The organism is Polynucleobacter yangtzensis, from assembly GCF_001595965.1.
In the GTDB taxonomy this organism is placed as follows: domain Bacteria; phylum Pseudomonadota; class Gammaproteobacteria; order Burkholderiales; family Burkholderiaceae; genus Polynucleobacter; species Polynucleobacter yangtzensis.
This window is the reverse complement of the sequence record NZ_LOJI01000001.1, coordinates 128,331-146,371: the sequence shown is the minus strand read 5'-3', so window position 1 is coordinate 146,371 and position 18,041 is coordinate 128,331. Positions and strand designations below refer to the sequence as shown.

Below are 18,041 nucleotides of genomic sequence, written 5' to 3'. Positions count from 1 at the left end.
TATTAAATCTCTTGAATAGTCTTTTTACCGCTCTCATAACAAAGCGCATAGTTGCTACTGTATCAGCCTTGATCGTGATTGCGATTGGCTGTGGAGCAGGTATTTGGCAGCTGAGTAGAGCGGATACCAAAATTGCCTTGGCCGCCAATTTGTTGGTCCGCCAACAAATGCCTATCTTGAGTGCGAATGCCGGTCCTTGGGCTTTAGAGGAGGCTCGTGAGCGCCGCATGATTGCAAGGGGGCAATACCTTCCCGAAGCGGCCATTTGGCTGGATAACCGGCCTAGACCCATTCCTCCTGCCGGCAGTACTACTTCGCAATCGGGTTTCTATCTGATGATGCCTTTAAGGCTAGAGGGCAAGGATGAGATTCTTTGGGTTAATAGGGGTTGGGCGCCACGCAACAATGAAAATCGTGAGACCTTGCCGCCAGTACAAACGCCAAATCGGATAGTCAATGTAGAAGGCATCGTTTTTGCGCAGCCTGGTAAGGTTTATGAGTTAGGTAGCGGCAAGAATGACATTGATCCTAGTAAGCCTAGGATTAAGCAAAATTTTGACTTGGTGTCTGAAGGTAAGTGGCATAGTTGGGCGCAAGCTCCGTTTATTTTGCGTGAGGTTGAGACCGGTTCGGATGATGGTTTGCTACGTGAGTGGCCGCCTCTGACAAGTGGAGTCGATCGCCATTATGCTTATGCATTCCAGTGGTTTGCTTTAGCTTTTGCTGGTTTCGTATTTTGGTTGGCTACAGGTTTGCAGCAATATAAACGTCAGGGTTTTGGTCATGGGCATCGAGGGGATCAAGGGTGAGTGATAAAGAGTTATTAATTCCAGCATCACAGGTAGATTCGGCTGCTATTAATGCGCGCACCCGTCGTGGTCGCATTCAGATGCTATTGCTATTGCTAGCTTGTGCCTCTCCAGTAATCGCATCGTATTTTACGTATTACGTGATTAAACCTACAGGCGGTAAAACTAATTTAGGAACCCTTATTTACCCAGCTCAAGATTTCAATACAGCATGGCTTGATACACCCACAAAAGGCAAATGGAGTCTCTTAATTGCTCGCCCTGCTGGTGAATGCAAGGTTAAGGATGAAAAATGTATTGAAGCATTATTTTTGATGCGTCAAGTAAAGGTTGCTATGGGGAGAGAGGGTGGTCGTCTCCAACTCCTATGGGTTAACACAGATGGTCATCCTGTTGATCCAGAAGTTATTAAAGCATATGACGAAAAAGCTGCGGGCTTCAAAATTGTTTCCCTTCCGTCGGATACTAAACTTCGCTCTGACTTTGAGACATGGCTTAATAAAGAGGGTGCGGGTCAGCAGATTCAATTAATAGATCCAACTCCTGCAAAGATGATGTATTTCCCAGTGACAAATTCTCCTAAAGAGTTCGCTGGCATGAAGAAAGATCTAGAAAAGCTCCTGAAGCTAAATCATAAGGGCGAGAATTTGTAATGCCGAGTTTGATTTTATTTTTAGAGTTAGCGGCTATCGCAATTATTTTTGCCGGCCTGCCGCTGCTCTATCTTTGGAGAAAGCCAGGCTATAGTTTTTTCCAAAAACTCAATTGGGTATTGGTCTTTATGACCTTTGATCTGATTGTGTTTGGTGCGTTTACACGGCTTACTGACTCAGGTTTAGGCTGTCCTGACTGGCCTGGATGTTATGGCACCTCTAATCCATTTCATGCGCTCAGTGAGATTCAGCAGGCTGAGAGCGCAATGCCCACCGGGCCTGTGACGGTTATCAAAGCTTGGATCGAAATGATTCATCGCTATTTAGCGATGACTGTAGGCGCACTCATTTTGGTACAAGTAGGAATCGCTTTTACTAAGCTGAAGTCCTTAGGAAAAAATCCTTTACTTGGCAGCCTCGGTTTACTTATATTGGTTTGCGTGCAAGGCGCTTTTGGTGCTTGGACCGTGACCCTCAAGTTACAACCCATTATTGTCACCATTCATTTGATGTTGGCCTTAGTTTTATTGTCTTGCTTAACTCTGTATGCACAACATTCTTGGGAAGAAAAGCTTTCTGCAGTACGCGTTCTTCGTATTCGACCCATTTCAGCGCAGCTTCTCACTCTTTCTTTTGTAGTTCTCTTTATTCAGATTTTTTTGGGTGCTTGGGTGAGTACCAATTACGCCGTCTTAGCATGTCCAGATTTTCCGACCTGCATGGGTAGCGTATGGCCAGAAACTAATTGGAGCGAAGGCTTTACCCTTTGGCGCCAATTGGGCTTAAATGCCCAAGGCGAATTTATCTCCCCTGTAGCCTTGCAAACCATTCATTGGGCGCATCGCCTCTTTGCCATATTGGTATTGGTGGTGTTGGGCACCTTAGGCTTTAAAGCACTTCATTTGGCAACCTCAGTCTTATCTGGTCTGGGTTTGGTAGCTAAGTTGTTATTGGTTGTACTTCTGCTACAGATCGTGACCGGTATTTCGAATGTGATATTTCAGTGGCCTTTATTAGCCGCTCTATTACATACCGCTGGCTCTGCTGCTTTGGTATTCTGTTTAGTCAGAATGAGTTATTGGGCCTCTTGGAAGCCTTTCATTCAAAAGAAGATGGCATAAATATGAGTGACTCTAAAACAAACGCATCAGTGGTTATGCCACGTTGGCGTCAATATTGGGTTCTAACTAAACCTAGAGTGACTCAGCTCGCCGTATTTTGTGCTGTTATCGGCATGTTCTTAGCAACCCCTGGGATGGTGCCTTATCCAGTTCTCTTTGGCGGCATTGTGGGTATCTGGCTTTTAGCCGGTGCAGCGTTTGCAGTGAATTGTTTAATTGAGCAAGCTGTTGATGCCAAGATGAAGCGAACCTCTTGGCGTCCATCTGCTACTGGCGAAGTAACGCCATTTCACATCATTATTTTTTCCATCATTCTGGGTTCGCTCGGAATGGTTATTTTGTGGACCTTCTGTAACCCCTTAACAATGTGGCTAACACTTGCCACTTTCGTTGGATATGCAGTGATCTATACCTGGCTGCTGAAGCCTGCGACACCGCAAAATATTGTGATTGGAGGCTTGTCCGGTGCAATGCCACCAGCATTGGGCTGGGCGGCGGTAACCAATACCCTTTCAGCAGAGGCGTGGCTCCTAGTTCTGATCATCTTTGTATGGACGCCCCCACATTTCTGGGCCTTGGCTTTGTATCGCCGCGATGACTATGTACAGTCGGGCTTACCAATGCTACCGGTGACTCATGGTGAACGCTTTACGCTTTTGAATATCGTGCTCTATACCCTGATCTTGATTGCCGCCACAATGTTGCCTTATATCTATGGCATGAGTGGCATGGTGTATTTGATATCAGCCATTATTCTCGGTTTATTGTTCTTGGCTTATGTAGTTGCGCTATTTATTTCTTATAGTGATGCTTTAGCTAAGAAAACATTCCGCTTTTCCATTACCTATCTATCGCTACTCTTTGCAGCACTTTTAATAGACCACTATTTCCTCTGAGATCCATATGAATTTTTTACGCATTTGCTTTTTAGCAATTCTTTGCGTTGTATTGACTGCATGTAGCCCAAAGCCAGAGTTCAAAAACATTGATATCACCGGTAGCACTGCATTTGGTAAAGACTTTAGTTTGTTGGATCCAGATGGGAAGGTGAGAACCTTAGCTGACTTTAAGGGCAAAGTAGTTGTGATGTTTTTTGGCTATACCCAGTGTCCTGATGTCTGCCCAACGACCTTGACCGAGATGCAGCAAGTCATGACTCTGCTGGGACCCCAGTCAGATAAGGTTCAAGTGCTTTTTGTGACTGTGGATCCAGAGCGAGATACAGCGGAGATTTTGAAACAGTATGTTCCTGCATTTGATCCGCGTTTCTTGGGCTTGCGTCCAGCGGATGAAGCTGCTTTAGAGAGGGTTACCAAAGACTTCAAGATTTATTACAAAAAGGTGCCGGGTACCAAGCCGGGCTCGTACACCATGGATCACACAGCAGGTAGCTATGCATTTGATCCAGAGGGTCGTTTACGCTTATATATCAAACATGCACAAGGTCCAGAGACCTTGGCGCATGATTTGAAAGAACTGCTGAAGTAAAATAAAAAAGGGTTCTTAATCGAACCCTTTTTATTTAGGCTGCCTGGAGTAATCCACGCATCTTTTTGAGTGCAGCAGTTTCGATTTGGCGCACGCGTTCAGCAGAGATGCCGTACTCATCAGCAAGATCATGCAAAGTCTTGGTGCCATTGCCTTCAGCATCCATCGCCAACCAACGAGATTGCACAATATTGCGACTACGCTCATCTAAAGCCATCAGTGCTTGATCTAATTTAGGACCCTGCAAGGCATCCGCTTCAGCGCTGGCAATGCGGGCGGTAGGCTCTTGTGAGCTGTCTGCTAGCCATTGAATAGGCGCATATGCAGACTCTTCATCGCTGTCATCGCCTTCAAGCGCAACATCTCCACCAGCAAGACGCATTTCCATTTCTTTAACGTCAGAGCCTTTGACATCAAGCGCTTTAGCTAAAGCATCTACTTCGCTAGGAGTTAGTGCGCTTAAGGTAGGTTTATTGCTTCGCAAGTTAAAGAACAATTTACGTTGTGCTTTAGTGGTTGCAGTTTTAACCAGGCGCCAGTTCTTGAGAATGTACTCATGAATTTCTGCTTTGATCCAGTGAATAGCGTAAGACACTAAGCGAGCACCATTGTTTGGGTCGTAGCGTTTTACCGCTTTCATCAAGCCAATGTTGCCTTCTTGAATTAAGTCTGCGTGTGGAATACCGTAGCCAAGATATTGACGAGCAACAGAAACCACTAAACGCAAATGTGACAGTACTAAAGTTTTAGCGGCATCAACATTTTCTGTGCGACGAAATTCCTGCGCAAGATGCAATTCTTCCGCAGCACTGAGCATCGGTACGCGATTAACGTACGCAATGTATGAATCGAGAGTGCCAACCCCAAGAGTTGGCAGCATTGGAAATGCAGACGCCGCCGCAGTCTGCGCGACGGGCAGCGTTTGCAAATTCGGTTTGTCAGATTTCTTTTGAACCATTTTTTCTTATAAATATGAGGTGTTAATAGAGTTCTATTTTAGCACTCTTGTCAAGAGAGTGCTAATCGTTTTTAAGCTCTATAAGTTGCTGATTTAATTTAATAATTCAGAAGAATATTGCCCTGCTGTAAAGGGGGCTAAATCATCAATTCCCTCACCTTTGCCTAGGGCTAGAACAGCGGGTTTTGGGCCTTCTTGTAGGGTGTGGGCAAGGGCGCAGATCACGCCACCTTTAGCGGTGCCATCTAGCTTGGTCACGATGATTCCAGTCAGCCCCAAGGCGGCATGAAATGCCTTTACCTGGCTTAAGCCGTTCTGCCCGGTATTGCCGTCCAAAACGAGTAGTGTGTGGTGAGGCGCTCCAGGGAGTGCTTTGCCAATGACACGTTTCACCTTCTTGAGTTCTTCCATCAGATTGTCCTGGGTTGCCAGACGACCTGCGGTATCAATAATGAGAATGTCATTCTTGCGAGATATGGCAGCATGAATTGCGTCATGCGCAACAGCGGCAGCGTCACCACCTTCCTGGGTGATGACATCTACTTGATTGCGTCCACCCCACTCTTGAAGCTGGTTACGTGCGGCGGCTCTGAAGGTGTCGCCAGCAGCCAGGAGAACTGATTTACCTTGAGACTGAAAGAGTCGGCAGAGTTTGCCAATAGTTGTAGTCTTGCCGGCGCCGTTTACCCCTACAACTAACCATACCTCTGGAGTGTTAGGCTTATCACTAGTAAAGAGTGGGTTTGGTGAAGGCTCAATAGCAGTGAGTAATGAGCTAACTTCTTGAATAAGTAGCGCTTGTAACTCTTCGGGGCTGGAGGCTTTCTCTGATTTTGCTGCTTTACGAAGTTTGCTGATGAGTTGTTCGGTCGTAGAAAGGCCCACATCACTTTGTATTAGCGATTCTTCCAAAGTGTCAAACCAAGATTCATCAATCTTGTTTGATTTGAAAAGGGATCCGAGGGTTTTACGTAAGCCGAACATAATCGATACAATTTAAAACATGCATCTTATCAATTTAATTCTTAAGGTATGGTGATTTAGCAGATGCTTTCCAATTTACTTCGAATTTCCTTTGTATTCATCCTATTTACTCAAATTAGTTGGGCTACTGGTGCTCAACCTGCTGATACGCATGAATATCAGCTAAGCAATGGCCTGAAATTGATTGTCAGAGAAGATCATCGCGCGCCAACAGTCGCGCATATGGTCTGGTATCGAGCTGGCTCTATGGATGAGGTCAATGGAAAGACTGGTGTTGCCCACGTGCTTGAACACATGATGTTTAAAGGTACTCATAAGGTGAAGTCCGGAGAGTTTTCACGCTTGGTAGCTGCTGTAGGTGGGCGCGAAAATGCATTTACATCCCGTGACTACACCGCATACTTTCAGCAAGTTGAAAAATCAAAGCTAGAAAACGTGATAAAGCTTGAGGCTGATCGCATGTCTAATTTGAATTTTGACGATGCAGAGTTTTTTAAAGAAATTCAAGTCGTCATGGAAGAGCGTCGCTTACGTACTGAAGATAATCCAAGTAGCTTGCTCAATGAAGCTCTGATGGCAACCGCTTACATGAGTTCGCCATATCGTCACCCTGTGATTGGTTGGATGAATGATTTACAAAATATGAAGCCAGTAGATGCACGAGATTGGTATCGCAGCTGGTACGCGCCAAACAATGCAACCGTAGTTGTGGCTGGTGATGTGGACGCAAAACAAGTTCTGGCCATGGTGGAAAAATATTACGGCGCAGCTGCTACTCACGAACTGCCAGTTCGTAAACCACAAATTGAGCCACCCCAAAAAGGGATTAAGCAGGTTCAGGTAAAAGCACCGGCGGATAATGCTCAGCTAGCTATGGCCTGGAAGGTGCCCCGCCTTGAGCCTGGGAAGCTTGATGATGTTGAGCCATATGCATTAGAGCTGCTGACGGCTGTTCTGGATGGTTATGACAATGCCCGTCTAAATCGCACTCTCGTTAAGCAAGAAAAAGTGGTTAATGATGTTGGCGTGGGTTACGACATGGTCTCTCGCGGACCAGAGTTATTTTTAATTGGCGCAACTATGGCCAAGGGTAAGACAGTTGACCAGGCTCAGGGGAGCATTCGGAAGGCGCTTGAAGAGGTAAAGCAAAAAGGAATATTAGAGTCCGAGCTCAAAAGAATTAAGGTGCGCATTTTGTCTGACCAAATTTATAAGCGTGATTCCATCTTTGGTCAGGCAATGGAAATTGGTAGCACTGAAATGGCAGGCTTCTCTTGGAAGGATATCAACTATATGTTGGAGAAAATGCAGACCATTACTCCAGAACAAGTCCAAGCAGTTGCAAAAAAATATTTGGTTGACGAGGGTTTGACGATTGCTGTTTTGGATCCACAGACTCGTAAGTCTGCTGACAAGGGGGTTAAATAATGAATGCCTTCTTCAGAATAATTTCAGCTTGTCTATTAGGTTTGGGTGTGCTGAGTAATGCTTACGCAATATTGCCGATTGAGAAATTGGATTCCTATAAGGGCGCCCAAGCCTATTTAGTCCAGACCAAAGCGTTGCCCATGGTCGATATTGAGGTCAGTATTGATGCGGGTGACCGCTATGACCCTTCTGGTAAAAGCGGCGTGGCTGATATGGTTGCAGGCCTGATGAATTATGGTGCTAGGGGCGATAAGGGTTTGTTAACAGAGGCTCAAATAGCCGATGAAATTGCTGATTTAGGTGCCAATATTGGTTTATCAGTGGGTGGTGAGAGAGCAATTCTGCGTATTCGCAGTCTCAGCAGAAAAGATTTGCGCGACAGGGCGGTGCAATTGGCGGCAGCCATGTTGAGTGCGCCAAGCTATGATCCGAAAATAGTTGAGCGTGAGAAGCAAAGAACAATCACGAGTTTGCGTGAAGCTGAAACAAAGCCAGAATTTGTTTTAGAGCGACGTTTTAAAAAATCAGTTTATGGAAATTATCCTTTAGCAGACTCACCATCGGTGCAGTCAGTTGGTTCTGTAAACGTGAATGACCTCAAACAATTTCATAAGCAGTTTTATCGCGGTGATCGCATGATTGTGAGCATTGTGGGAGATGTGGATCGTTCTCAAGCTGCCGAAATCGTACAGACTTTGTTAAAGCAGATTCCTCAATCCGGCCAACCTATCGCGAAGTTGCCAGATCTGCAGCGTTCCCCAGTAGAGACCTTAGCTCAACGAGAGATTCAAATTCCGTTTGACTCCCAGCAAGCCCATATAGCCATGGGAATGACGGCCGTAGCACGCAACAATCCTGATTATTTCCCGTTGCTCGTTGGTAACTACATTTTGGGCGGCGGTGGTTTTGTATCTCGTCTAATGTCTGAAGTGCGTGAGAAGCGTGGCTTGGCATATAGCGTGTTTAGCTACTTTGCCCCTGGAAAAGAAAATGGTATTTTTCAAGCCGGTCTACAAACCAAGAATGATCAAGCCGCTCTAGCTTTAGATGTGATGAGCACCACTATCGCTCAATTTATTGCCGATGGCCCCACTCCATCAGAACTCGAAGCAGCTAAATTAAACTTAATCAATGGCTATCCACTACGGATTGATAACAACCGTAAATTATTGGATAACGTTTCTTCCATTGCCTGGAATGATTTACCTCTCGACACTATGGATGTTTGGACCAAGCAAGTTGAGGCAGTGACATTAGAACAAGTTAAAGCTTCGTTCCAAAAATATCTGGCAATGGATCGTATGAAGATTGTTGTATTGGGAGCAAAAAATAAATAAGCCCAATAAAGCGAATAAGCCTTTGAAGACTGAACCGCCCAAGAAGGTTCGAATTATTGGGGGTAACTGGAGGAGTCGTCTGCTAACGGTTTTAGATTTGCCGGGCTTGCGTCCCACAACTGACCGAATCCGAGAGACGCTATTTAATTGGTTGGGGCAGGATTTATCAGGCTTACGCTGTTTAGATCTTTTTGCCGGTACTGGCGCTCTAGGTTTTGAGGCGGCTTCGAGAGGGGCGCAATTAGTGATCTTGCTGGAGAAGGATAAGAAGGCTCACGCAAACTTAAACGCTAACTTTGCTTTATTGCAGTCATCTCCCGCTGATGGGGTTGTAGAAATATTGCAACGAGATAGCCTGGAGTTTTTGAAGCAACAAGCGGATCGCTCCAGTAACTTAATTTTTATTGATCCCCCATTTCAGGATTCGAGCTTACTAGATCGAGCTGTGATTGAGGCGGGAAGAGTGTGTGATGACGCCTCTGGAGGTGGTATTTATGTCGAATTCCCATCTACCCGTCCTCGCGAAGAGATAGAGGCCCTATTGCCGGACTGGCATTGTGGAAAATACTTAGAGGCAGGACAGGTAAAAGCCTGTCTATTTCGGGGTGGAAGAGGCTAAACTCTTGCCTGTAGCCGATAAAGCCTTAGGAATAATATGACTGTTGCTGTATACCCTGGAACATTTGATCCATTTACTCGTGGTCACGAGGACTTGGTGCGTCGTGCATCAAGCATTTTCACAGAGCTAATTGTGGGTGTCGCCGATAGCCGTAGCAAGCGCCCATTCTTTACACTGCAAGAGCGTATTGATATCGCCAAGGAAGTGCTGGGACATTATCCCAATGTCAAAGTTGTGGGCTTTACTGGTCTGTTAAAAGATTTTGCGCGTGAACATAATGCGCGCGTGATTGTGCGTGGTTTACGAGCTGTCTCTGACTTCGAATACGAGTTCCAAATGGCGGGTATGAATCGCTATTTATTGCCGGATGTTGAAACACTGTTTTTAACTCCATCAGATCAATATCAATTTATCTCCGGAACCTTCGTGCGTGAAATTGCATCGATGGGTGGTGATGTGAGCAAGTTTGTTTTCCCATCAGTGGAAAAATGGCTTGTGAAAAAAATTGCTTCTGGTGCTCAGAATAAAGAGTGACCAAATGAAATTTGGCGACTAAATCATGGCTTTAATGATTACGGACGAATGCATCAACTGTGATGTATGTGAGCCAGAATGTCCGAATGATGCGATTTATATGGGTCTAGAGATTTATGAAATTGATCCCAGTAAGTGCACTGAATGTGTGGGGCACTACGATGCCCCTCAATGCCGCCAAGTCTGCCCAGTAGATTGCATTCCGTTTAATCCTGAAGTTGTTGAATCTCAAGAGCAGTTGATGGTGAAGTTCAAGCTATTAACTGCCAATAAGAAAGCCAACCCAGCCTAACTGGGCGGCATATACGGTCAGCCCTTCGAGTGGAGCTCCATCATGGCGGTTTGGGTATCGCCTTTCAAAAAAAGTGACAAAATTTGTAAGCCATTTTCAATGCTGGCATCGATAAGTTTTTGCTCGGCTAATTGCGGTCTGCGCAATACATAATCTGCAACGTCCATAGGGCGGCCATCGCCTGCTAAATCTCTGGGGTGACCAATACCTAGGCGCAAGCGCCAATACTCTGGGGTACTTAAATGCGCCTGAATATCTTTTAAGCCGTTGTGACCACCTGTGCCCCCGCCTAGTTTTAAGCGTGCAGTGCCCGGCTTGAGATCCAGTTCATCTTGCACTACCAAAATATCTGCAGGTGTCATTTTATGAAAACGACAAAGCGCGCCAACAGACTGACCACTCAGATTCATGTAAGTGCTCGGTTTTAGTAGAAAGAGGTCTTCACCTTCCCATTTTGCTTTAGCTACTTTTCCATGAAAGCGTTTCTCTGATTCAAAACGAACGCCCAATTGTTTTGCTAAGGCGTCGACAAACCAGAAGCCAGCGTTATGCCGATCTTCTTCATGTTCATCTCCAGGGTTGCCTAAGCCAACAATTAATTTAGTCATGTTGAGAGTTTAAAGATATAAAAGTATTTCGCCAAAAAAGAATGAAAACTTGGGACAATAAAAAAGGCCCGCTTGCGCAGGCCTTCCAGTACAAGTGATTTAGCTAATGAATTAAGCTTTATCCTTTGCCGCATCAGCAGCCGGAGCTGCTGCAGCTGGTGCTGCAGGCGCATCGGTAGGCTCAGCAGCTTTAACTGCTGGGATACGTGCATTAGCAAGCACTGGGTTCTCTTGCTCAACATGCAATACCAAGGTAACGCCTTTTGGCAATGCGATGTCTTTAGCATGAATACCATGACCAACTTCAATCTTAGCCAAGTCCACTTCGATGAACTCTGGCAAGTCTGCTGGTAAGCAAGAAACTTCGAGCTCAGTCATGATGTGGCTGATAACAGCGCCTTGCAATTTCACAGCAGCTGAAGTGTCAGCATTTGTGAAGTGCAATGGAACGCGCATATGAACTTTCTCAGACGCGGATACGCGCTGGAAGTCAATGTGCAATACCAATGGTTTAAATGGATGCATTTGGTAATCGCGCAACAACACTTTCTGTGTCTTGCCACCAATTTCCAAATCCAAAATAGATGAGTGAAATGCTTCTTTACGGAGAGCATGGAACAACGCGTTGTGGTCTAACTCAATGACCAAGGCTGGATCTTTACTACCGTAAACGATTCCCGGAGTTTTTCCGGAATTGCGCAGACGGCGGCTCGCACCCGTTCCCTGTACGCTTCTTTCAAAGGCAACAACTTTCATATTTAATTCCCTAGTTAAGGTTAATTTCCGTTCGCGACCAAACAGAAAAGCCTTCGATTATATCGTGGGAAAGGACGTTTTTGCCTACAAAATGCTTAAAACTGCCAAAAACCGGGGTAAAACTGTGATTTTTGGCTTATTCGGCAAACATCGACATCACTGAATCACCTTTACTAATGCGGGAAAGGGTTTCAGCAAGGATGGGGGCAACGCTTAATTGGCGAATTTTTGCTACTTTCATGGCTTCAGGAGTGAGGGGAATGGTATCGGTAACAACCAATTCGTCTAGCTCAGAAGCTGCAATACGGGCCACAGCACCGCCTGATAGCACGGCGTGAGTACAGTAGGCGGTAACACCCTTAGCACCACGCTCTTTAAGCGCCTCAGCGGCTTTACAGAGGGTTCCGCCAGTATCAATGATGTCGTCCATGATTACGCAGTGGCGGCCTTCTACTTCGCCGATTAGGTGCATTACTTCAGATACGTTTGCTTTAGGGCGACGTTTATCAATAATCGCCAAATCAGTACCTAATTGCTTAGCCATCGCGCGGGCGCGAACTACGCCGCCTATGTCTGGAGACACAATGATGAGGTCTTTTTTGGTTTTCTGCGCTTCTAAATCGGCTAAAAGGACTGGAGAGGCGTAGATGTTATCTACTGGGATATCAAAAAAGCCTTGAATCTGGTCGGCATGCAAGTCCATTGTCAAAACCCGCTCAATGCCAGCAACAGACTGGAGCATGTTTGCCACGATACGTGCAGAGATCGCAACACGCGCTGAACGGGGGCGACGGTCCTGACGGGCATAGCCGAAGTAAGGAATCACTGCGGTTATGCGGCTTGCAGATGCTCGTTTCAGGGCATCAATCATGATCATGAGCTCCATCAAGCTGTCGTTTGTAGGTGCACAGGTTGATTGGATCACTACGACATTTTTGCCGCGAACGTTTTCTTGAATTTCTACTTGGATCTCACCGTCTGAGAAGCGGCCAACAAAGGCTTTTCCCATCGGGAGATTGAGTTCTTTGGCTACAGCCTCAGCCAAAACGGGATTTGCGTTGCCTGTGAAAAGAGTCAATAAATCTGCGTTTATGGAGGACATAGTCTTAAGGGTTTTGTGGGGTCAAAAGGTTTTCTTTGTCGTTTCTACAGTCTTTGGCAGGGGAAGAAGGATTCGAACCTTCGCATGCTGGAATCAAAATCCAGTGCCTTAACCAGCTTGGCGATTCCCCTACAGGTCAATCTGAAGAAATCAAATTGTAAGCGGGATTTTTATTTAGCCCCCGAACAACCCGACCTACCCACCCTTTAGGAAGATTTTGAAGCAGATTTTCTAGTTTTGCGAAGTCAGTCTTAGGGTCTAAGACTGCAAAAACGCTACTTCCAGATCCGGACATACGGGGCTGAGAGCCCGGTACTGCCTGGGTAATCCAATCCAAAGCTTGCTTCACTTCTGGGCAAATCCGCATCGCTACAGCCTGACAATCATTTGATTGAAATAACAATGGCGATGCAAGAAAGCCATCTATTGTAATCTGAGCGTGATCTCGGGTCAATTCCGGGTCTTGAAAAATACTAGCGGTTGCAATAGCCTGGTTGGGGAAGATGACCAAAAAATGAGGAGTTTCAAGAGAAATTTCTTGAATTTTCTCCCCAATACCTTCAACAAAGGCATTTTTGCCAAAAATAAAGAATGGGACATCAGCCCCTAGCTTTAAACCCAAGTTACAAAGAGTTTCATTGGGTAGATTGAGATTCCAAAGAGTGTTGAGGCCAATCAATGTGCTTGCTGCATCCGAGGATCCGCCACCCATTCCTGCGCCCATCGGAATTTGTTTTTGCAGATCAATTTCAACACCAGCCTCAAGCTTGCAAAAATCTTTCAACAGATTTGCGGCGCGTACTACTAAATCTTGTTCAGGTGCAACTCCAGGAATGGGATTTACTCGGCGCACTTCATTTTCAGGAATGCGTTTTAAGTGGAGCGTGTCACACCAGTCGATGAGTTGAAAGACGGATTGAAGTAGGTGATAACCATCTTCTCTGCGCCCAACAATATGTAAAAAAAGATTGAGCTTAGCTGGCGAGCGAAGAGATAAAGAATCGAGACTCACCATATTCTTCTTGCTTAATCATTCGGTCTGTCAAATACAAGACGAATATCAATTGAACCAATATTCGAGCTGCGTGTCATAGTGAGTTTCTCTAGACGACCGGTATTGCTCCACGTATAGAGAAGGTCCCAGCCATCTTGACTAATTTTGTTCACCTGGCCATTAGCATTTCTATCAACGCTCGCTTCACTACCGGCACGAACCTCACCTCTTAACCAGTTTGATAGACCTCTTGCTGGCAGGGGGAGTCCTAAGGTATTTTGTACTAAGGTGTCAGCGTCTACTGCCGTTACAACCTTACCATCGCTCTCCAGAGTTGCTTCACCTGGTGTGATGGTAATTTTTGCAATTGATCCACCCATGGGATTGCGTATCTCTAGTACATCTTTTAACGATTCTTGCGTTAAGGTAAATCCGCCTGAGCCACCTTGGTTTTGTGTTTCAGTTAAGCCAATAACTTTGACTGCGAAACGACCATCCCAAGAACCTTTAGCTGTTTGATCATCTCTTGTCCAATCAGGCTTAAAGCGTTTAAGTGTTTCCTTAAGCGTTGGGTTATTGGCATCCAACTTCTGGCCTTTTCGCCAGATTGCTTCTGCTTCGCTCTGGCGATTCATGACCCACAAAACCTCTCCAACATGGGCAGCAATATCTGCTTCTGGTTTCATGGCAAATGCTTGTTGCAGTTGCTCTAAGGCGAGAGCGTTTTTTCCAAGACGAAAATTCACCCAACCCAAGCTATCCAAAATGAAACTGTCTTTTGGTGATAGTTGATGTGCTTTGGTGATTAGTGCAAATGCTTCTGGTAACTGTACATTTCGATCAGCCAGAGAGTAGCCAAGAGCATTTAAAGAGTTCACATCATTTGGGTATTTCCGCAAAATATCGCGCAAGGTTTTTTCCATGACATCGATGCGGCCGACTTTTTCGGCAGACATTGCATAGGTGTAGAGCAAGCCAGGATCTTTGGGGGCAATTTTGACGGTTGATGCGATTTCATAAAACGCACGCAGTGCATCCGATTCATCTTTTGCTTTGGCAAGCAGTGCTTGTAATTGCAAAAGAGTGTTTACTTGTTGTGCCGGAGTTTGTTGTCGCAGCAATGCGATGGCTGGCTTAACTGCATCAGACCAGCGATTGCTCAGAATCAACAGGGTCACTAAAACTTCTTTCGGCTTTGAATCTGAAGCTGGAGATAGTTCATCCCAAGTCTTAGCGGCTTGCATGGCTAGGTCTGGTGAGCCGCCCGCAATCGCTATTTCCATCGCTCTTTGGGCCAACCTAGGATCTTTGTATTGACGCGCCATCTCCAGGTAGGTGTTGTAGGCCAAGCCAGCCTCGCCACGTTGGAGCGCGATTTCGGAGGCAAGCACCTCAAAGATGGCTTCACCGGTTTGTAATCCATTTGCCTGCGGCTGCGCTTGGGCGTGTGAAAGGACTCCACCAGCCAAGGTTGCCAGGAATAAAGCCGGTAATAGAGGTTTCAGTACGAATTTACTCATAAGCACATTCTAATCCGCGAATCTACAATCCATTTATGCCAGAACTTCCAGAAGTAGAGGTCACACGATTAGGAATTGCGCCTCACCTTGAGGGACGCAAAGTCACCGCCGTCAAAATCATTGATGGGCGCTTGCGTTGGCCCGTCCCTGTAAGTCTAAGCAAATCCTTGCCGGGGCAAAAGGTCAGCACCATAGAGCGTCGCGGCAAGTACCTCTTATTGGAAATGGATACGGGTTATTTGCTCATTCATTTGGGGATGACGGGAACCTTGCGAGTTTTACCAAGCTCGGATCCCCTGAAGACCCATGATCGAGTAACGTTTGAATTTGGGAAGTTGAGTTTGCGTTTGCATGACCCTAGAAAATTTGGCGCCGTTTTGTGGCACCCTAAATCTAAGGGCCCTATTGAAAAATTTACGCTTTTGCAAAAGCTGGGAGTAGAGCCATTCTCTCCAGAGTTTTCGGGAGAATTAGGTGCAGAGGTTTTGTATCAATCTTCGCGCAAGCGTAGTGTTGCAGTTAAACAATTTCTTTTGGCAGGCCAAGCAGTTGTCGGTGTTGGTAATATTTATTGTTCTGAAAGTTTATTTGAGGCAGGCATTCATCCTGCTAAGGCGGCCGGAAAGTTAACTCGACCACAATGTTCGCGCCTTGCACAGGCTGTCAGGTTGATACTAAAAAAAGCAATTGATGCCGGTGGTAGCTCACTAAAAGATTTTGTGAATAGTGATGGCGATCCAGGACATTTCATGGTCCAAACCAAGGTCTACGATCGCAAGGGGTTGCCATGCAAGGTATGTAAAACGCCCATTAGCCAGATAGTGCAGGGTCAGCGCTCCACCTACTTTTGCCCACAATGTCAAAAACGCTGATTAACACCTTTGCGCCAAAGTTAATTGCTTGGCATGGCATCAGCGGTCGCTCTGGCTTGCCTTGGCAAGGCAATCGAGATCCGTACGCGGTATGGGTGTCTGAAATCATGCTGCAACAAACCCAGGTGGCCACTGTGCTTGAGCGCTACCCACGCTTTATGAAGCGCTTCCCAACGGTTAAAAAATTAGCTGCTGCAGATATTGATGAAGTGTTGGCAGAATGGGCTGGCTTAGGCTACTACTCTCGCGCTAGAAATTTGCATTCATGTGCCAAGCAAGTAATGACAGAATTTGCGGGGAAGTTTCCAAGTGATCCCGTTTTGCTAGAGCAATTAAAAGGTATTGGTCGCTCTACTGCGGGTGCAGTCGCTGCCTTTGCATTTCATGAACGTGCGCCCATTTTGGATGCCAATGTGAAGCGCATCTTGGCTCGTTTATTTGCGGTTGAGGGTAGCATTCAAGACAAGGCCGTGAATGATCAACTTTGGAATTTGGCAACCGATATGCTGCCAAAAAAATCGGTTGATATGCCGGTATATACGCAAGCCTTGATGGACTTTGGTGCAACCTGGTGCACATCACGCAAACCGGTTTGTTTGGGATCTGAAAGAAAATGCCCCTTTGCAAAAGACTGCCAGGCTAATTTGAGCGATCAAGTACTTCTGCTTCCGCAAAAAACCAAGAAAACGAAATCTCCTGAATTCGACTGCAATATGTTGTTGATCCGTTCAGGTAATTCTGTTTTGCTGCAAAAGCGCCCCAGCAAAGCGATTTGGGGCGGCCTCTGGTCTCTGCCTGAATCAACCTGGAAGCCCAGGGTGCTGGGCTCTAAAGAGGCTGATTTAAGCTCACAGGAATTGTTTGAAGCTGCGATGCCACAAGTAAAGACGGTGGCCCTTGCAAAGGCTTGTAAGCCTTTCCAGAAGGCAAATGAAATTAAGCATGTATTTACTCATAGACGTCTATGGATGCATATATGGCAATCAAATTGCTCAAAGGAGTTGACGCTTTCAAACCCGGATTTAAAGTGGGTGCCCTTGAATCAGTTGGGGCGCTACGGCCTACCGCAACCGATTAAGATTTTGCTACAGGGATTGAGTCTAGTTCGCGGTGACGGTCTAAAAAATTAAGCTGTAAGTTGCTGAAGTCTTTTTGGCTGCGAAAGTATTCACTTAAGCGATTAACTAAATAAACCGAGCGATGTTGACCACCAGTACAGCCGATAGCCACCGTTAGATAACTGCGTCCATCGGCAATGTAATGCGGCAGCCAGCGATGAATGAATTGCGTAATGTCCGCCTCCATATTCACTACCTCAGGAATTTTTTCTAAGAACTCTTTGACAGGTTTGTCGTTGCCGGTAAGTGGTCTTAGGATTTTGTCGTAGTGAGGGTTGGGTAGGCAGCGCACATCAAAAACGAGATCTGCCTCGCTTGGCACTCCTTTTTTAAATCCAAACGATTCAAATACCACAGTCAAGCCAACAGGCTTATCTTTGAGAAGATCCTGAATCCAAGAGCGCAGCGCATGAGCGGGAATGTTGCTGGTATCAATGCTGTGCGCTTGGGCGCGTAAGGGCTCTAGCAGGTTACGTTCTTTATCAATGGCCTCAATGAGCGTTGCTGATTGGGACTGCTTGGCATTGGTAGATAAGGGGTGGCGACGACGTGTTTCTGAAAAGCGTTGCACCAAAGTATTGGTATCGGCATTTAAGAATACAACTCGGACCTGATGATTTTTGCGTAAGTTCTCAAGAATAGATGGCAGCTCTGCAATGGATTGTCCTCGACGAGCATCGATGGCAACCGCAACTCGCTCGCATTGCTCTTGCTCTAGAGTGGAGATGAGATTTTCTAAAAGAGAAACAGGAAGGTTATCAACGCAGTCATAGCCTGCATCTTCAAAAGCCCTCAGGGCTACTGATTTACCTGAGCCTGAGATTCCGGTAATCAGATTAATTTGCATA

20 protein-coding genes and 1 tRNA gene are annotated in these 18,041 nt (G+C 45.9%); 12 read left to right on the top strand and 9 right to left on the bottom strand.

Annotation, left to right across the window (positions count from 1 at the left end; translation table 11 throughout):
• Window positions 1–11: 11 nt before the first annotated feature.
• Genes JaK3_RS00740 through JaK3_RS00720 form a run of 5 tightly spaced genes read left to right on the top strand, consistent with a single transcriptional unit; the run spans window position 12 to window position 4,071 of the window.
• Window positions 12–809: an SURF1 family protein gene (locus JaK3_RS00740; protein WP_240480843.1), complete on the top strand. Its 798-nt coding sequence runs from the start codon at window positions 12–14 to the stop codon at window positions 807–809.
• The gene (locus tag JaK3_RS00735; RefSeq protein WP_068319660.1) at window positions 806–1,462 is read left to right on the top strand and encodes a hypothetical protein; all 657 of its coding nucleotides are present in this window, start codon (window positions 806–808) and stop codon (window positions 1,460–1,462) included. The genes JaK3_RS00740 and JaK3_RS00735 overlap by 4 nt, the downstream gene beginning before the upstream one ends.
• Window positions 1,462–2,583: a COX15/CtaA family protein gene (locus JaK3_RS00730; protein ID WP_068319659.1), complete on the top strand. Its 1,122-nt coding sequence runs from the start codon at window positions 1,462–1,464 to the stop codon at window positions 2,581–2,583. The genes JaK3_RS00735 and JaK3_RS00730 overlap by 1 nt, the downstream gene beginning before the upstream one ends.
• A 2-nt stretch (window positions 2,584–2,585) precedes the next feature.
• Window positions 2,586–3,479: a heme o synthase gene (cyoE, locus tag JaK3_RS00725; protein ID WP_068319658.1), complete on the top strand. Its 894-nt coding sequence runs from the start codon at window positions 2,586–2,588 to the stop codon at window positions 3,477–3,479.
• 7 nt (window positions 3,480–3,486) lie between these two features.
• A complete protein-coding gene (locus JaK3_RS00720; RefSeq protein WP_068319656.1) occupies window positions 3,487–4,071 on the top strand; it encodes an SCO family protein in 585 nt (194 codons plus the stop codon).
• 34 nt (window positions 4,072–4,105) lie between these two features.
• Here the strand turns inward: JaK3_RS00720 and rpoH are convergent, their stop codons facing one another.
• Window positions 4,106–5,029, bottom strand: a complete 924-nt coding sequence (rpoH, locus tag JaK3_RS00715; protein ID WP_068319654.1) for an RNA polymerase sigma factor RpoH — start codon at window positions 5,027–5,029, stop codon at window positions 4,106–4,108.
• Between the two features lie 93 nt (window positions 5,030–5,122).
• On the bottom strand, window positions 5,123–6,013 hold the full coding sequence (gene ftsY, locus JaK3_RS00710; RefSeq protein WP_068319652.1) for a signal recognition particle-docking protein FtsY: 891 nt from the start codon (window positions 6,011–6,013) through the stop codon (window positions 5,123–5,125).
• Window positions 6,014–6,076: 63 nt separating this feature from the next.
• Between ftsY and JaK3_RS00705 the strand changes: the two genes are divergently transcribed.
• From JaK3_RS00705 to JaK3_RS00685, 5 genes are read left to right on the top strand one after another with little or no spacing between them, the layout of a single operon-like run.
• Window positions 6,077–7,441, top strand: a complete 1,365-nt coding sequence (locus JaK3_RS00705) for a M16 family metallopeptidase (RefSeq protein ID WP_068319650.1) — start codon at window positions 6,077–6,079, stop codon at window positions 7,439–7,441.
• Window positions 7,441–8,778 (top strand): M16 family metallopeptidase, encoded by a 1,338-nt coding sequence (locus JaK3_RS00700; protein ID WP_068319649.1) that lies wholly within the window; start codon window positions 7,441–7,443, stop codon window positions 8,776–8,778. Before JaK3_RS00705 ends, JaK3_RS00700 begins: the two co-directional genes overlap by 1 nt.
• A 22-nt stretch (window positions 8,779–8,800) precedes the next feature.
• Entirely contained in the window at window positions 8,801–9,397 is a 597-nt protein-coding gene (gene rsmD, locus JaK3_RS00695; protein ID WP_068320631.1) for a 16S rRNA (guanine(966)-N(2))-methyltransferase RsmD, read from the top strand.
• Window positions 9,398–9,433: 36 nt separating this feature from the next.
• Window positions 9,434–9,931 carry a pantetheine-phosphate adenylyltransferase gene (coaD, locus tag JaK3_RS00690; RefSeq protein WP_068319648.1) on the top strand — a complete coding sequence of 166 codons (498 nt, stop codon included), beginning with the start codon at window positions 9,434–9,436 and terminating at the stop codon, window positions 9,929–9,931.
• Window positions 9,932–9,956: 25 nt separating this feature from the next.
• The gene (locus JaK3_RS00685) at window positions 9,957–10,223 is read left to right on the top strand and encodes a YfhL family 4Fe-4S dicluster ferredoxin (RefSeq protein WP_068319646.1); all 267 of its coding nucleotides are present in this window, start codon (window positions 9,957–9,959) and stop codon (window positions 10,221–10,223) included.
• A 17-nt stretch (window positions 10,224–10,240) separates the two neighbouring features.
• On the opposite strand, the gene pth is transcribed toward JaK3_RS00685, so the two are convergent.
• From pth to JaK3_RS00655, 6 genes are all read right to left on the bottom strand, one after another.
• Window positions 10,241–10,831, bottom strand: coding sequence for an aminoacyl-tRNA hydrolase (pth, locus tag JaK3_RS00680; protein ID WP_068319644.1), 591 nt, complete (start codon window positions 10,829–10,831; stop codon window positions 10,241–10,243).
• A gap of 111 nt (window positions 10,832–10,942) precedes the next feature.
• Complete coding sequence (locus tag JaK3_RS00675; protein WP_068319643.1) at window positions 10,943–11,587, bottom strand: 50S ribosomal protein L25/general stress protein Ctc; 645 nt, start codon at window positions 11,585–11,587, stop codon at window positions 10,943–10,945.
• A gap of 136 nt (window positions 11,588–11,723) precedes the next feature.
• Window positions 11,724–12,689, bottom strand: coding sequence for a ribose-phosphate pyrophosphokinase (locus tag JaK3_RS00670; RefSeq protein ID WP_068319641.1), 966 nt, complete (start codon window positions 12,687–12,689; stop codon window positions 11,724–11,726).
• Window positions 12,690–12,743: 54 nt separating this feature from the next.
• Window positions 12,744–12,820: transfer RNA gene (locus JaK3_RS00665), tRNA-Gln, on the bottom strand.
• A gap of 5 nt (window positions 12,821–12,825) precedes the next feature.
• A complete protein-coding gene (gene ispE, locus JaK3_RS00660; protein ID WP_420865677.1) occupies window positions 12,826–13,704 on the bottom strand; it encodes a 4-(cytidine 5'-diphospho)-2-C-methyl-D-erythritol kinase in 879 nt (292 codons plus the stop codon).
• An 11-nt stretch (window positions 13,705–13,715) separates the two neighbouring features.
• Window positions 13,716–15,203: a lipoprotein insertase outer membrane protein LolB gene (locus tag JaK3_RS00655; protein WP_068319639.1), complete on the bottom strand. Its 1,488-nt coding sequence runs from the start codon at window positions 15,201–15,203 to the stop codon at window positions 13,716–13,718.
• Window positions 15,204–15,238: 35 nt separating this feature from the next.
• Here JaK3_RS00655 and mutM point away from each other — a divergent pair, with 35 nt between their 5' ends.
• Both mutM and mutY read left to right on the top strand, forming a co-directional pair.
• Complete coding sequence (gene mutM, locus JaK3_RS00650) at window positions 15,239–16,075, top strand: bifunctional DNA-formamidopyrimidine glycosylase/DNA-(apurinic or apyrimidinic site) lyase (RefSeq protein ID WP_068319638.1); 837 nt, start codon at window positions 15,239–15,241, stop codon at window positions 16,073–16,075.
• Window positions 16,060–17,205, top strand: coding sequence for an A/G-specific adenine glycosylase (gene mutY / locus JaK3_RS00645; RefSeq protein WP_068319636.1), 1,146 nt, complete (start codon window positions 16,060–16,062; stop codon window positions 17,203–17,205). Before mutM ends, mutY begins: the two co-directional genes overlap by 16 nt.
• Here the strand turns inward: mutY and rapZ are convergent.
• Window positions 17,150–18,040 (bottom strand): RNase adapter RapZ, encoded by an 891-nt coding sequence (gene rapZ, locus JaK3_RS00640; RefSeq protein ID WP_068319632.1) that lies wholly within the window; start codon window positions 18,038–18,040, stop codon window positions 17,150–17,152. The two genes, mutY and rapZ, sit on opposite strands and share 56 nt — an antisense overlap.
• Window position 18,041: the final 1 nt, after the last annotated feature.

What these genes read in the sequence shown, in the direction of transcription:
- JaK3_RS00730 (WP_068319659.1), top strand. Translation starts at nt 1,462, where the DNA reads ATGCCGAGTTTGATTTTATTTTTAGAGTTAGCGGCTATCGCAATTATT.
- cyoE (WP_068319658.1), top strand. Translation starts at nt 2,586, where the DNA reads ATGAGTGACTCTAAAACAAACGCATCAGTGGTTATGCCACGTTGGCGT.
- JaK3_RS00720 (WP_068319656.1), top strand. Translation starts at nt 3,487, where the DNA reads ATGAATTTTTTACGCATTTGCTTTTTAGCAATTCTTTGCGTTGTATTG.
- rpoH (WP_068319654.1), bottom strand. Translation starts at nt 5,029, where the DNA reads ATGGTTCAAAAGAAATCTGACAAACCGAATTTGCAAACGCTGCCCGTC.
- ftsY (WP_068319652.1), bottom strand. Translation starts at nt 6,013, where the DNA reads ATGTTCGGCTTACGTAAAACCCTCGGATCCCTTTTCAAATCAAACAAG.
- JaK3_RS00705 (WP_068319650.1), top strand. Translation starts at nt 6,077, where the DNA reads ATGCTTTCCAATTTACTTCGAATTTCCTTTGTATTCATCCTATTTACT.
- JaK3_RS00700 (WP_068319649.1), top strand. Translation starts at nt 7,441, where the DNA reads ATGAATGCCTTCTTCAGAATAATTTCAGCTTGTCTATTAGGTTTGGGT.
- coaD (WP_068319648.1), top strand. Translation starts at nt 9,434, where the DNA reads ATGACTGTTGCTGTATACCCTGGAACATTTGATCCATTTACTCGTGGT.
- JaK3_RS00685 (WP_068319646.1), top strand. Translation starts at nt 9,957, where the DNA reads ATGGCTTTAATGATTACGGACGAATGCATCAACTGTGATGTATGTGAG.
- pth (WP_068319644.1), bottom strand. Translation starts at nt 10,831, where the DNA reads ATGACTAAATTAATTGTTGGCTTAGGCAACCCTGGAGATGAACATGAA.
- JaK3_RS00675 (WP_068319643.1), bottom strand. Translation starts at nt 11,587, where the DNA reads ATGAAAGTTGTTGCCTTTGAAAGAAGCGTACAGGGAACGGGTGCGAGC.
- JaK3_RS00670 (WP_068319641.1), bottom strand. Translation starts at nt 12,689, where the DNA reads ATGTCCTCCATAAACGCAGATTTATTGACTCTTTTCACAGGCAACGCA.
- ispE (WP_420865677.1), bottom strand. Translation starts at nt 13,704, where the DNA reads ATGGTGAGTCTCGATTCTTTATCTCTTCGCTCGCCAGCTAAGCTCAAT.
- JaK3_RS00655 (WP_068319639.1), bottom strand. Translation starts at nt 15,203, where the DNA reads ATGAGTAAATTCGTACTGAAACCTCTATTACCGGCTTTATTCCTGGCA.
- mutM (WP_068319638.1), top strand. Translation starts at nt 15,239, where the DNA reads ATGCCAGAACTTCCAGAAGTAGAGGTCACACGATTAGGAATTGCGCCT.
- mutY (WP_068319636.1), top strand. Translation starts at nt 16,060, where the DNA reads ATGTCAAAAACGCTGATTAACACCTTTGCGCCAAAGTTAATTGCTTGG.
- rapZ (WP_068319632.1), bottom strand. Translation starts at nt 18,040, where the DNA reads ATGCAAATTAATCTGATTACCGGAATCTCAGGCTCAGGTAAATCAGTA.